13 protein-coding genes are annotated in these 14,072 nt (G+C 35.8%); 10 read left to right on the top strand and 3 right to left on the bottom strand.

Features of this window, described 5'->3' with window-relative positions; all coding sequences use genetic code 11:
• The first annotated feature begins 16 nt into the window (after positions 1-16).
• The 3 genes from VOI54_RS12245 to VOI54_RS12255 all read left to right on the top strand — a co-directional run bounded on the left by VOI54_RS12245 (position 17) and on the right by VOI54_RS12255 (position 3,476).
• Positions 17-1,144 (top strand): 4Fe-4S dicluster domain-containing protein, encoded by a 1,128-nt coding sequence (locus tag VOI54_RS12245; RefSeq protein WP_326283078.1) that lies wholly within the window; start codon positions 17-19, stop codon positions 1,142-1,144.
• A 218-nt stretch (positions 1,145-1,362) separates the two neighbouring features.
• Positions 1,363-2,580: a sulfate reduction electron transfer complex DsrMKJOP subunit DsrP gene (gene dsrP, locus VOI54_RS12250; RefSeq protein WP_326283079.1), complete on the top strand. Its 1,218-nt coding sequence runs from the start codon at positions 1,363-1,365 to the stop codon at positions 2,578-2,580.
• A gap of 146 nt (positions 2,581-2,726) precedes the next feature.
• Entirely contained in the window at positions 2,727-3,476 is a 750-nt protein-coding gene (locus tag VOI54_RS12255) for a Crp/Fnr family transcriptional regulator (RefSeq protein WP_326283080.1), read from the top strand.
• A gap of 136 nt (positions 3,477-3,612) precedes the next feature.
• Here the strand turns inward: VOI54_RS12255 and VOI54_RS12260 are convergent, their stop codons facing one another.
• The 3 genes from VOI54_RS12260 to VOI54_RS12270 form a co-directional block, all read right to left on the bottom strand.
• Positions 3,613-4,026, bottom strand: coding sequence for a hypothetical protein (locus VOI54_RS12260; protein WP_326283081.1), 414 nt, complete (start codon positions 4,024-4,026; stop codon positions 3,613-3,615).
• A 187-nt stretch (positions 4,027-4,213) separates the two neighbouring features.
• Positions 4,214-4,567, bottom strand: a complete 354-nt coding sequence (locus VOI54_RS12265; RefSeq protein ID WP_326283082.1) for a hypothetical protein — start codon at positions 4,565-4,567, stop codon at positions 4,214-4,216.
• Positions 4,564-4,992, bottom strand: coding sequence for a hypothetical protein (locus VOI54_RS12270; protein ID WP_326283083.1), 429 nt, complete (start codon positions 4,990-4,992; stop codon positions 4,564-4,566). Before VOI54_RS12270 ends, VOI54_RS12265 begins: the two co-directional genes overlap by 4 nt.
• Positions 4,993-5,348: 356 nt before the next feature.
• Here VOI54_RS12270 and VOI54_RS12275 point away from each other — a divergent pair, with 356 nt between their 5' ends.
• The 7 genes from VOI54_RS12275 to VOI54_RS12305 all read left to right on the top strand — a co-directional run bounded on the left by VOI54_RS12275 (position 5,349) and on the right by VOI54_RS12305 (position 13,996).
• The gene (locus VOI54_RS12275) at positions 5,349-6,743 is read left to right on the top strand and encodes a CmpA/NrtA family ABC transporter substrate-binding protein (protein WP_326283084.1); all 1,395 of its coding nucleotides are present in this window, start codon (positions 5,349-5,351) and stop codon (positions 6,741-6,743) included.
• A 112-nt stretch (positions 6,744-6,855) separates the two neighbouring features.
• Entirely contained in the window at positions 6,856-7,962 is a 1,107-nt protein-coding gene (locus VOI54_RS12280) for an ABC transporter permease (RefSeq protein WP_326283085.1), read from the top strand.
• A gap of 78 nt (positions 7,963-8,040) precedes the next feature.
• Entirely contained in the window at positions 8,041-8,889 is an 849-nt protein-coding gene (locus VOI54_RS12285; protein WP_326283086.1) for an ABC transporter ATP-binding protein, read from the top strand.
• Positions 8,890-8,898: 9 nt separating this feature from the next.
• A complete protein-coding gene (locus VOI54_RS12290; protein WP_326283087.1) occupies positions 8,899-9,729 on the top strand; it encodes an ABC transporter ATP-binding protein in 831 nt (276 codons plus the stop codon).
• 143 nt (positions 9,730-9,872) lie between these two features.
• The gene (locus VOI54_RS12295) at positions 9,873-11,156 is read left to right on the top strand and encodes an alginate export family protein (RefSeq protein ID WP_326283088.1); all 1,284 of its coding nucleotides are present in this window, start codon (positions 9,873-9,875) and stop codon (positions 11,154-11,156) included.
• Between the two features lie 107 nt (positions 11,157-11,263).
• Complete coding sequence (locus VOI54_RS12300; RefSeq protein ID WP_326283089.1) at positions 11,264-12,799, top strand: YifB family Mg chelatase-like AAA ATPase; 1,536 nt, start codon at positions 11,264-11,266, stop codon at positions 12,797-12,799.
• A 63-nt stretch (positions 12,800-12,862) separates the two neighbouring features.
• Positions 12,863-13,996 (top strand): DUF2891 domain-containing protein, encoded by a 1,134-nt coding sequence (locus VOI54_RS12305; RefSeq protein WP_326283090.1) that lies wholly within the window; start codon positions 12,863-12,865, stop codon positions 13,994-13,996.
• Positions 13,997-14,072 lie beyond the last annotated feature (76 nt).

Consider the following 14,072-nt stretch of genomic DNA (forward strand, 5'->3'; position numbering starts at 1 on the left):
TAATAACATTTAAGGTATGAGTAGCAATAATAAAAAATGGTTTTCTTTAAACCTGGGCAAGAAGAACAATGAATCTTCAGGTTCTTGTGGCTGTGGAAAAACTTCCGGAGGCTGTGGTTCACACTCAAATGAAGCTCAGATGACTGATGAAGAGTTTGCCGCTGCCGCAATTAATGCTTCAATAGGCGAAGAACGGACCAAAGATGGTTTTGAACAGGTCTTTGATGTTAAAATGGACAGGCGTACGGCTTTTAAAAAGTTAACGGCCAGTTTGTTAATTGGAGCCGGAGCCGTAAGTACATCCTGTAGTGTCATTGGGAGTGATGAAAGTAAAGAAAAAGCACAGATAGATTGGGAAGAACAATTTAAAGGAAACTATAAATTGATGACCGATAAGGAAAAAGAGGCTACGGTAGACAGGTTGGTACGGTCTTATCAATTAAGAACAGGAAAAACCATTAATATGTCTTCAAAAAATGCAGAAGAAGATGTGTTGTTTGGTTATGCCTTTAATATTTCAAAGTGTCAGGGGTATATGGACTGTGTTAATGCTTGTGTTGAAGAGAATAATCAGGACAGGGATTCGCAGATGCAGTACATTAGAATTCATGAAATGAAGGATGGTAAAGGGTTTAATTTTAATGAAGCCGATGATAATTACTATCATGAAGTTCCTGCAGAAGGTCATTTTTATATGGGCACCCAATGTTTTCATTGTGATAACCCACCCTGTGTTGAGGTTTGTCCGGTACAAGCTACATGGAGAGAAGATGATGGTTTGGTAGTTGTAGATTATGATTGGTGTGTAGGGTGTAGATATTGTATGGCGGCCTGCCCTTATGATGGTAGGCGCTTTAACTGGAAAAAACCGGAAGTACCGGAAGCAGAGGTTAACAAAAACCAGCATTATTTAGGAAACCGTATGCGAAAGAAAGGTGTTATGGAGAAATGTACTTTCTGTGTACAACGTTCAAGAGCCGGTAAAAATCCGGCGTGTGTTGAAGCTTGCCCTACGGGAGCCAGAATATTTGGTAATCTGTTAGATCCTAATAGCACCATTAGATGGGTTTTAGAGAATAAAAAAGTATTTAGATTAAAAGAAGATTTGGGTACTGAGCCTAAGTTCTGGTATTTTATGGATTAGATAAAAGATTGTTGAATTGTTTAGATGGAGCGGACGATTAAACAAATCAGCATATAAGCGATTAACGTAATAAGCGTTAGGGATTGAAAAGATACAGTGTAAAGCCCATCTCTATTTCGGAGGTAACCTGCCTATCGGCAGGCAGACGCCCAAATAAAAAATAAAGGTTAGAGTATAAGAATAATATCTAACCAGATTAACAAAATAAGTGAAAACAAATGAAACGATTAAAAGTTTTAGGAAGTTTAGTTAAAGACAGTTTGGATACCATAACTCATGGTTCTAAAAAATATCACATTTGGATGGCGGTATTAACCTTTATCATGCTGATAGGTATGTATTGCTATTCTATACAGTTACGGGAAGGTTTACAGGTTACGGGAATGACAGATAGGGTAAGTTGGGGGCTATACATTTCAAATTTTACATTTTTAGTTGGTGTTGCTGCTGCTGCAGTAATGTTGGTTATGCCCACTTATGTATTAAAGGATATTGATTTTAAACAAGCTGTCCTTATTGGAGAAGGGCTAGCAGTTGCAGCTTTAATTATGTGTTTGGCTTTTGTGATAGCAGATATGGGAGGACCATCTGTATTATGGCATATGATACCGGGCATAGGGGTATTTAATTTCCCTAACTCCATGCTAACCTGGGATGTACTGGTTTTAAATGGTTACTTGTTTTTAAATATTACTATTCCGTTTTACATATTATTCAGACATTATCAGGGGAAAGAATCAAAGAAGAGTGTTTATGTTCCAGGAGCAATTTTATCTGTTTTTTGGGCTGTAGGGATTCATTTGGTCACTGCATTTTTATACCAGGGTTTACAGGCAAGACCATTTTGGAATAATGCTTTGTTAGGACCTCGTTTTTTAGCTTCTGCCTTTGCTGCCGGTCCTGCCTTGATTATCCTGGTTCTTGCTATTATAAGAAGTTTTACTGAATTCAAAATTGAGAACAAAACCATAAGAAAAATTGCCATGGTGGTTACCGTTGCGGCACAGATAAACCTTATTATGTTAATTTCTGAGTTGTTTAAAGAGTTTTATGCACCCACTCATCATAGTGAGAGTGCCTATTATTTGTTCTTTGGACTTCATGGAAAAAATGCGTTGTTGCCCTGGATATGGACCGCTATACCCTTAAATGTACTGGCGACTGTATTGTTGACCTTCCATAAGCTTAGAAATAATCCTAAAATACTGTATTTCTGTTGCTTTATTTTGTTTGTTGCCATTTGGATTGAAAAAGGTTTTGGCCTTATTGTACCGGGGTTTATTCCCGGGCCCTATGGTAAAATAGCAGAATACACTCCTACAGGTATTGAAATAGGTGTCACACTGGGTATTTGGGCGTTAGGCGCTTTTGTATTTACCATATTAGCTAAAACCGCTATTGGTATTGAATTAGGTAAACTGCGTTATAAAAAATAGGATTACTTTATAATTTTGACATTTAAAGTGCTTAAAAACATCAATTGATTAATTTCAATTGGTGTTTTTTATTAGACCCTTAAAAGTAAGCTCTAAAATTTAAAAACTAAGTATTATTACGTAATTTTGTTTAAGCAGAATAAGTAATGTATACTTCCGTAGCAAATAACAATTTAGAAATTAAAGTGTCTATGGACACTATTTGTTCTATCTGTAAAAGCTCTGATTGCCTGATTCATAATAATGCAGAGGCTTTATTTAGCTCCAAATTGCCTCAAAGTAATACAGTACTTAAATGTAAAAAGGGGCAGCAATTTATTATGGAAGGCGCTCCGGTTAACGGTCTTTTCTTTATAAAAAGTGGCACTGTTAAAGTCTTTAGAACCGGCATAAACGGACGGGAACAAATTGTACGGTTTGCTAAACCCTGTGAGATTATAGGACATAGAGGGTTTGGTACCCAGGAGTATTATTCTATTGGAGCAGTGGCCTTACAAGCTACAGAATTGCATTATTTTTCAAAGGAACATTTACAGGATGCACTGTTTGAGAATCCAAAGTTTGCCTATGATATGATGTTGTTCTATGCCAATGAATTGAACAGAAGTGAGAATAAAGTCAAGTCTATTTCTCAGATGACCGTTCGTGAACGTGTTATTGATACCTTATTATATATACACAGAAAATTTGGTGACCTGAGAGGGTTTTTAAATTTGCCGTTAAGCCGTAAGGAATATGCTGATTATGCCGGTACTACTGAGGAGCAGGTTATTAGAATATTCTCAACCCTTAAAAAAGAAGGTTTAATAACTTCGGAGGGAAAAAAAATTGGAATTACCAAGCTTAAGCTTTTAAAGAAAGAGATTAGTGAACATAATTATTTCCTGGATACTTAAAAAGTTGTCCTTTATTGATAATCCAAAACAATGATCAGCAATTCAATATCATAATAAGATAATCAAAAGAACAAATACTAACTTTGAGGAACTAGGCTAGGGGTTTTCATAGGATGCGTTGTTGTTATTAGTTTTTTTATATTTCATAAAAATCTCCATCCTCCCATTTTTTAGTTCCGAGATATTTTCCGCAAAAATTATAGCGTTTAATACTTCCGTTTGTATTAAATATTTTCCCATAACTAAATAACCAAATTTCATCGTTTATCAATTTAATTCGCCGAAATCTTCTGTCGCTACTGGCGTCCATTGAGGAGATAAATACTGATTTCTTTTCAAAAACTATATGTCCGTTTGAGTCTATAATTCGATCAGTTACTATAACTTTTTTATGCTTTAATGCCCAAAATAGAAACTTACGCTTTTTGTCAATCGACTCTGTTTTTAAAGTAACACTTTCAATTTTGCAACTATCATTTTCAATGATATCGATGTCCTGTATTTTAGCCGCCTTTATTCCGCTATTCAGGTTAAAGAATAAGGGAGCCAAACTTAAGGGTATTGAAAATATTAGGTTTATGAAGAGCATTTTTAATTAATGGTAACGGTATCGGCTATGAGTAGTTGCGTGGATTGGCACTCAACTTTGCAAGTACGCACCAAACTGAAAATCTGCGAGGATTTTCAGAAGTAGACAAGAACAAGCAATTACTTATAGCCATTGTTGGCAATAGTATTTAAAATCCAGAAATAATTTCATCAAGTAAATCATCAACTCCATAAATTTTTGATTTTACAATTTGATACAATTCATTAAATGTTTCAAATGCTTCTTGAGTTTTGAAATCTGATACTTTATAAGTTACAAAATTGTGAGCTTGCCAATCTTGTACTTGTGATAATTCCTCAATTGACATATTTTTATCTGGATATAAATGTAAAAATATCTCGTTTTGTTCATTTGGGCTTTCACTTATTGACCATTTGTATTTGTCATTATATACAAAAAACATTTCCTCTTTAGTTTGTATGACATTCGTGATTTTTGATTGATTTTCAATCATCGAATTTATTGCTTGTATAATTTTCATTTTTTTATAATTTTATTGTAAGAGTCAAAATCTAAATTTCTGATACTTTCTCTTAATTCGTGAACTAAACTTCTTTTTCTTGGTTCGGTTAGGTTTTTTGGTTTTTCAATGAACCCTTCTATCTTCTCAATTATATTATTTAAATTTTCTTTTAAAAATAGATTACCTGTGGTTTGACCTTGAATTTCGTGTAATATATTAATGACCTCTTCTTTTTGTTTGGTGTCATTTGCGTTAAAATGATTGAGTCTATCCAATTTTGATTTTAATTCAGAAAGTGTTAATTGAGTCGAATAATTTAAGAGTAAATTAAAAGCATTTGAAATTTTTCCTCTTTGAAAGAAAAAAAGATATAATGCAATACCTGACGCACCAATAGTAAAGAGGTTTGCGACTAGGCTTATTATTTCACTAATTTTTTCCATATAGTGTATTTCATATTATTGCAACAAATATATATAGTTACCAGTAACTATATATATTTTATATGCACACTAATATAAAACGTTTTTATAAAATAAAACACGATTAATCCTACAAATTTAATAATTGCTAAAAAAAGGAAGTGATTTTAAAATTTACGTAGGCATACGTAAAGTTTTTTTTGTGATGTAATACTCATAAGTTGAGAAACTTATAATAAAAACCTGTGTCTTTACAGGTTTTTTTATGTTTTAAAAAGAGGTTTTGATATGGTTATAATCATAAAATAGAACTCGATCTGCTTATATATTTGCCATGAATAAGTATTAATACTTAGATTAATTTAAAACCATATAATATGAAATCTTTAATTAAAACATCAACTTGGATCTTGCCGATAGCAGTGTTACTGTTTTCTTGCGGTAATAAGGAAAAAAAACAAACTTTAGCTGAAAATGTAACTATAGAAACTTCAAAAACAAAAACCTTAGATATTGAAAAGCCACAGTTAACCTTTGGATTTATCAAATTGACGGATATGGCGCCTTTAGCTATTGCTAAAGAAAAAGGGTTCTTTGAAGATGAAGGGTTATTTGTTTCGGTAGAAGCACAATCCAACTGGAAAAATGTATTAGACCGCGTTATTGATGGGCAATTAGACGGATCACACATGTTAGCAGGCCAGCCTATAGCAGCAGGTGCCGGTTTTGGTCGCCAAGCACAATTAGTAACCCCATTTTCTATGGATTTAAATGGGAATGGTATTACGGTATCCAATGATGTTTGGTCTAAAATGAAACCCAATGTACCAAAAGGCTCAGATGGTAAGCCTGTACATCCTATAAAAGCTGAGGCTTTGAAGCCTGTAATAGCGGATTATAAAAACTCAGGAAAAGCCTTTAAAATGGGCATGGTATTCCCGGTATCTACACATAATTACGAAATTAGATATTGGTTGGCCGCAGCAGGTATTCACCCTGGTATGTATACGGCAGATAATGTACAAGGTCAAATTGATGCAGAGGTTTTATTATCAGTTACCCCACCACCGCAAATGCCGGCCACTCTTGAAGCAGGTACTATTTATGGGTACTGTGTTGGAGAACCGTGGAATCAGCAAGCTGTATTTAAAGGTATAGGTGTACCGGTAACCACAAATTATGATATCTGGAAGAACAACCCAGAGAAAGTGTTTGTAATGACTAAAAAGTTTGTAGAAGAAAACCCAAATACAGCCATAGCAGTTACCAAAGCTTTAATTAGAGCAGGTAAATGGTTAGATGCACCGGAAAACAGGGCAGAAGCGGTGAAAATATTATCAATGTCCCAATATGTAGGCGCAGACGAAGCGGTGTTGGCAAATTCTATGACCGGTACGTTTGAGTTTGAAAAAGGAGATAAGCGGGAGATGCCGGATTTTAATGTGTTCTATAAGTATAATGCCACCTATCCGTTTTACTCTGATGGGATCTGGTTCTTAACTCAAATGAGACGATGGGGGCAAATTCCTGAAGCTAAACCAGCAGATTGGTATGCGAGTACTATTAAAGATATCTACAGACCAGATATCTGGACAAAAGCAGCAAAGCTTCTAGTAGAAGAAGGATATATTCCAGCAGGAGACATTCCGGTAACCGACGGATATAAGGCACCAACAGCAGACTTTATAGATGGTACTACTTATGATGCCAAAGATCCTATTTCATACATCAATAGTTTTGCTATAGGCAACAAGGACAAGGCTGTACAATAACTGGTTTTGTCATTCCGAACACGGTGAGGAATCTCATCACTTTTAAGATCTCTCGTCACTCGTTCCTCACTCTGTAGAAATGATAAAAAGATAATAAAATAAAGAACAAGTTATGAAGCAAAGTATAACATTAGAAAAAGTAACTAAATTTATGGGACTGGGTTTTTTAAGTACTTTTAAAGACCTGTTTACCGGTAAGCTGGAAAAGGAAGATTTTAAAAGTTTTCTGAGAAAAGTAATTGTACCCCTTGCTTCTGTTTTATTATTTATAGGATTGTGGCACCTAGGCGCTAAGTCATTATACAACACCGAAGCAGCATTTAAAATTGAAAAGGCTCTTAATGATCAGGGGCCTGAAGCAGCAGAAGCTATGCGTGAATGTATTGCTTCGGGAGATATTAGCTGCCAGCCTAATACATTGCCATCTCCAACTCAGGTGTGGGACTCTTACAGGTCTTTATTAAAAGATCACCAGATTATTAATGCTGATAAGGCCGCGTTTAAAGAGAAAACAACTGCATTAAATAAAAAGCGCATTGCTGAAGGTAAGGCTCCAATTACCTATACAGGTCGTCCGTCGTTTGTAGATCAAATATTCAGAAGCTTAAAAACCGTATTTGCCGGGTTCTTTCTGGCATTTTTAATCGCTGTACCATTAGGGATCTTTATAGGGTTAAGTCCAACTTTAAAAAGTGCGTTCAATTGGTTTATCCAAATATTTAAACCCGTATCACCGGTAGTTTGGTACCTGCTGGTTTTTATGATTGTAAAAACAGTGCTGATAGGTTCCAATGAGGATAGTTCGTTTACCATTTCCTTTATAAGTGTTGGTTTGTGTTCCATGTGGGCCACTTTGATGAATACGGCTATGGGGGTATCATCTGTAGATAAAGACTATATTAACGTTGCTAAGGTCTTAAAGCTGGGATCATTTCAAAAGATATTCAAAGTGGTGTTACCATCATCATTACCATTAATCTTTACAGGATTGAAAATTACATTGTCAGTGGCATGGATGGTACTGATAGCTATCGAACTATTGGCCCAAAGTCCCGGATTAGGGTTATTTGTTTGGGAAGAATTCCAGAATGGAGCTAATGACTCTAATGCGAAAATCATTGTAGCCATGTTTATAATAGGTATCATTGGTTTCCTATTGGATAGATTGATGTTGACCGTACAGAATTGGGTGTCTTTTGATAAAACAGATGCTATATAAATCATGTGAATTTACTTGAAATGTTTAATCGTGTAATCGAGCAAACACATCAACAAATCAATAGTTAAACAAGAAAAAATGGCCTATTTAGAATTAAATAATATATATAAAACATACGGACAAGGAGATCATGCTACCGAAGTATTGTCTAATATCAATTTATCAATTGAAGAAGGTGAGTTTGTAGCTATAGTTGGGTTTACCGGTAGTGGAAAAACAACCTTGGTCAATTTAATTAATGGTTTGTTAGAGCCAACAAAAGGAGAGATTTTGTTTAAAGGAGAACCTATTCAGGGATCAAGCCATGAACGCGGTGTCATATTTCAAAACTATTCATTATTACCATGGTTAACAGTAGGGCAGAATGTTTTTATGGCGGTTAAGGAAGCCTTCCCGAAGAAAAGTAAAGAGGAACTAAATGAACTAGTTGCAGAGTACATAGAAATGGTAAGTTTAACGCCGGCAATCAATAAATACCCAAAGGAATTATCTGGAGGTATGCGCCAACGTGTTGCTGTGGCCAGAGCTTTGGCAATGAAACCTGAAATGATCATTATGGATGAACCACTTGGTGCTTTAGATGCTTTGACCCGGGGAAATCTTCAGGACGAAATATTAAACATTTGGGGAAAAGATAAGCGTACGGCCTTATTAATTACCAATGATATGGATGAAGGGATTTATATGGCAGATCGTATTATTCCATTACGCCCCGGGCCAAATGCAACCCTGGCCCCTGAATTTAAAATTGATATTGAACGTCCGCGGGATAAGACAAAAATGAACGACAATCTAAATTTTAAAGAAACCAGAAATGCCATTATTGAATATTTAATGGATATAGGAAATGAGAGAAAATCTGAGGCAAAGGAAGCTTTTGTGCTTCCGGATATAAGGCCTAAAGATTTTGTTTATCAATTTAAATAATAGCATCAAATGAGTACACTAACGGCAAATAAAAAATCGACACGTTTTACCGAGAATGGAATTTTTCCTTCAAATGAGGTTATGCTGGATTTAAAGCAATTGAAAAAAGTATATCCAACACCAAAAGGAGATTATGTGGTATTGGAAGACTTAAATCTTCAAATCAAAAAGGAGGAGTTTGTAACTATCATTGGGCATTCGGGGTGTGGTAAAACTACTATGCTATCTATGATTGCGGGATTAAATTCCATTTCGGGTGGTAATATATCGGTATTGGGAAAACATATCAAAGGCCCCGGGCCGGATAGAGGGGGTATTTTTCAGGCTCCTAGTTTAATGCCGTGGATGACTTCACTGCAAAACGTAATGCTGGGGGTAAACCAGGTTTTTCCGCATGCCACAAAAGCACAACGATATGATATAGCTAAATATTATTTACAGAAAGTAGGGCTGGAAGATGCGTTTCATAAAAAGGCCGGTGATTTATCACAGGGTATGCAACAACGTGTAGGTATTGCAAGAGCGTTTGCTATAAAGCCAAAGGTATTATTGTTGGATGAACCATTTGGAATGTTGGATTCTTTAACCCGGGGAGAACTTCAGGATACGCTAATTGAGATCTGGAATAAAGAAAAGATTACAGCGGTTATGATCACTCATGATGTAGATGAAGCCATATTTTTGGCAGATAGGGTAATCATGATGACCAGTGGGCCTAAGGCTAAGATAGGGGATGTGTTGCAGATTGATTTTGAAAGACCAAGAACACGAAAAGCCGTTTTGGAGCATGATGACTATTATGAATACAGAAAACACCTGATAGATTTTTTGGAACACTAAAAGTGAAGGGTCACATAATTAAGCATGCTAAATAAATATGAGAAATATCATAAATAAGATATTTTTGTCTCAATATATTTGTAAAACTTTAATTAAGAATAAATTTTATTAAAACTTAAAAACAAACATAAAACAAAGAAAATATGAAAAAACAATATGTAATATTAGGATTATTACTGGTATGCCTGCAACTTGCTCAAGCCCAGTTTACATTGGACGGAGAGTTTAAGCCTCGTACAGAATACCGTAACGGATTTGGAAGCTTGATACCAAAAGATGCTGAGCCCGGTTTTGGAATATCAACAAGAGTACGTTTAAATGCAGGGTATGCCACAGAGTCATATAAAGTATATATTAGTTTTCAGGATGTTATGGTTTGGGGTGAAAACAGACAAATTTTACCTTATGACATGAATAATTCTTTTGCCGTATTCCAGGCATGGGCAGAGCTTAATTTAGGATCAGGATGGTCAACTAAATTAGGACGCCAGGTATTATCATATGATGATCAACGTATACTAGGTGGTTTAGATTGGGCACAACAAGCACGTAACCATGATGCCGGCCTTATAAAATATAAGAAAGACAAGTTTGCTTTGGATGTAGCCATAGCGTTTAACCAGGATTATTCTGACCCTACAGGATTTATTTCTGAAGGGAATGCTTATAACACTTCAGGGTTCTTTTCCTATAAAACTATGCAAATGGCACACTTAAGCCAAGCTTGGGAAAACTTTTCAGGAAGCTTGTTATTAATGAATACAGGATTTCAGGATGATGATGCCGGTTTAGAAGATGTGGTTAACTTACAAACAATTGGAGCGCATTTAAAATATGGAAAAGGTGCCTTTTCTTTAGCGGGTAATGCTTATTTCCAAGCTGGAAAAGCCATTTATGGTCCAGCCTACAAAGATGTTAAGGGTGCTTATTTATTAGGGGTGGATGCAGGATATAAAGTATCTTCAAAAGTGAGTTTAGGTGCCGGTGTAGAAATTATTAGTGGTAATGATTCCACCAACCCAGATGAAACCGGAGCGTTCTTCCCATTATACGGAACAAACCACAAGTTCAACGGTTTTATGGATTACTTTTATGTGGGCAATCATGCTAATAGTATTGGTTTGGTAGATATTCATGTAAGTGCTAACTTCAAGCTTGGAGAAACATCAAGCTTAATGGCAAAAGTATTGAACTTTAGTGGAGAGCAGGCTTTAGCTTCAGGAGAAAAATCTTTGGGTACTGAATTGGATCTGGTATTCTCAAAGAAGTTTAAAGGCTATGGTATAAATATAGGATACTCTCAAATGTTTGCCAGTGATGGTATGTATGAGTTAAAAAATGTAGCTGAAGCTGATGCGGCAGACATTCAAAATTGGGCATGGGTTCAGTTATTGATTAAGCCTAAATTCTTAAACACAGCAAAATAATAACAGTATATTTTTTTAATTAAAGAGTCCCCGTTTACGGGGATTCTTTTTTTTATTCTATTTTTAAATCAAATACATTTCTTACATTTAAGCTATAAACAAAATATATGCTTAAAAAAGTTTATGGAAGTGCTGTTTTTGGTGTTGAAGCTACAACTATTACGGTAGAGGTCAACGTTGATTCAGGAATAGGTTACCACTTGGTTGGATTGCCTGATAACGCTATTAAGGAAAGTAATTATAGAATAGCTGCCGCACTTCAAAATAACGGCTATAAAATCCCCGGAAAAAAGATCACCATAAATATGGCGCCTGCAGATCTCCGTAAGGAAGGCAGTGCCTATGATCTTACGTTAGCTATAGGTGTACTTGCTGCTTCTAAACAAATTCAGGCTGAAAACCTGGAGGACTATTTAATTATGGGGGAACTTTCTTTAGATGGAAGTTTACAACCCATAAAAGGAGCGTTACCTATTGCCGTTAAAGCAAGAGCAGAAGGGTTTAAAGGGTTCATTTTACCAAAGACTAATGCCAAAGAAGCAGCTATTGTTGATGGGTTAGAAGTTTATGGAGTAGATAATATTAAACAGCTTATAAACTATTTTGATAAGGGGGAGCCTTTAGAACAAACCATTATCAATACACGTGAGGAATTTTATAAAGGTTTAGATTTTCCTGAGTTTGATTTTTCGGATGTAAAAGGGCAGGAAGGTATTAAGCGCTGTATGGAAATAGCAGCAGCCGGAGGGCATAATATTATTTTAATTGGGCCACCGGGGGCTGGTAAAACCATGTTAGCAAAACGTTTACCAAGTATATTACCTCCTATGACCTTACATGAAGCTTTAGAAACTACCAAAATACATTCGGTGGTAGGTAAAATAAAAGATACAGGATTGATGGCACAGCGTCCGTTCAGAAGTCCCCATCATACTATTAGTGATGTGGCGCTTGTCGGTGGAGGCCAATATCCACAACCAGGAGAAATTTCATTATCCCACAACGGGATATTGTTTTTAGATGAGTTGCCGGAATTTAAGCGTAGCGTTTTAGAAGTATTACGCCAACCTTTGGAAGACCGGGAAGTTACAATTTCAAGGGCAAAATTTACGGTAACTTACCCCTCGTCATTTATGTTGGTAGCCAGTATGAATCCGAGCCCGGGAGGTTATTTTAACGATCCCGATGCTCCGGTAACTTCCAGTCCGGCAGAAATGCAACGCTATTTGAGTAAGATTTCAGGGCCTTTATTAGATAGAATTGATATCCATATAGAAGTTACACCAGTACCTTTTGAGAAATTGTCAGATGACCGAAAAGGAGAATCTTCTGTAGAGATTAGAAAGCGGGTTACTAAAGCCAGGGAAATTCAAACCCAACGATTTATGGCTTCAGAATCTGTACACTATAATGCACAGATGAACACTAAACAAATCCGAAAGTATTGTGTTCTTGACGAGGCTTCCAAGCAATTATTAAAAGCGGCTATGGAGCAGCTAAACCTATCAGCCCGTGCTTATGACAGAATCCTTAAGGTAGCAAGAACCATTAGTGATTTAGAAGGAGCTGAGCATATCAACGGTTCACATATAAGTGAAGCCATTCAGTATAGAAGCCTGGATAGGGAAGGCTGGTTGGGCTAATAAATCATGACTTATGTATCATTTGTTACTAAACTTAAAATAGTTGAACTTTAAATTTATCACATGAAAAAATATATTGCTTTACTACTAACAACATTTCTTTTAAGTTGTAATACATCAAAGGAAAAGATTCAACAAAAGAAATCCGCGACTCAAACCGTTACCAATTCAAGTCATCCTATTTATGGTATTCCAAAACTGGATTTAAAAGGCGCACAAGCTTTGGCTGAATTACCATTACATTGTATAAATATAGAATATCCCAATAAGTTATCCCAGACTTTGGGAGGTGATGATGATATTAAAACACCGGAAACCCTGCATCCGGCATTTTATGGTTGTTTTGACTGGCATTCGGCAGTTCACGGGCATTGGAGCCTAGTGAGTTTGCTAAAGTCATTTCCAAATATTGATAATGCCGAAAGTATAAAGGAGCGATTGCTTAATAATATATCCAAGCAAAATATTGAGATTGAAGTCCAATATTTTAAAGGCAAGCATAACAAGTCCTTTGAGCGAACTTATGGTTGGGCATGGTTATTAAAACTGGCAGAGGAGTTACATACCTGGAATGCACCCGTAGCCAGAAAGCTTGAAGTAAACCTTCAACCATTGACTAACTTAATTATAGAAAAATATATTGAATTTTTACCAAAGCTTAATTATCCGTTACGGGTAGGAACCCATACCAATACAGCTTTTGGTCTGTCTTTTGCCTATGATTACGCAGAAGCCTTAAAAAATGAAGCCTTGAAAAAAGCAATAAAGGATCGAGCGCTTTATTTCTATTTAAATGATAAAGGGTGTCCTATGTCATGGGAACCAAGCGGGAGTGATTTTTTATCGCCTTGTTTAGAAGAAGCTGCTTTAATGAAACGTTTATTGCCCATGGAAGCATACAAACTTTGGTTAAAAGACTTTTTACCAGAGTTGAAAAATAAAAACTATAGACTGGCAGTAGGTGTGGTTTCTGATAGAACAGACGGGCATTTGGTGCATTTGGATGGTGTGAACTTTTCCAGAGCATGGAATTTATACAAAATAGCGGATGGGCTACCGGAATATAATCATTTAAAATATATTGCAAATGAGCATATTAACTATTCTTTACCTAGTATTTTTAATGATGATTATATGGGAGGGCATTGGCTGGGAAGTTTTGCTATTTATGCCTTAAATACGGTGAATATAAATTGAATGACAAATGTTAAAGAACAATTAATTTTTCATTTTATTCATAAAATTAGGTCTAATTTTGGATTATAAATAACGA

Source organism: Alterotamlana spongicola (assembly GCF_035818475.1).
Classification (GTDB): domain Bacteria; phylum Bacteroidota; class Bacteroidia; order Flavobacteriales; family Flavobacteriaceae; genus Cognatitamlana.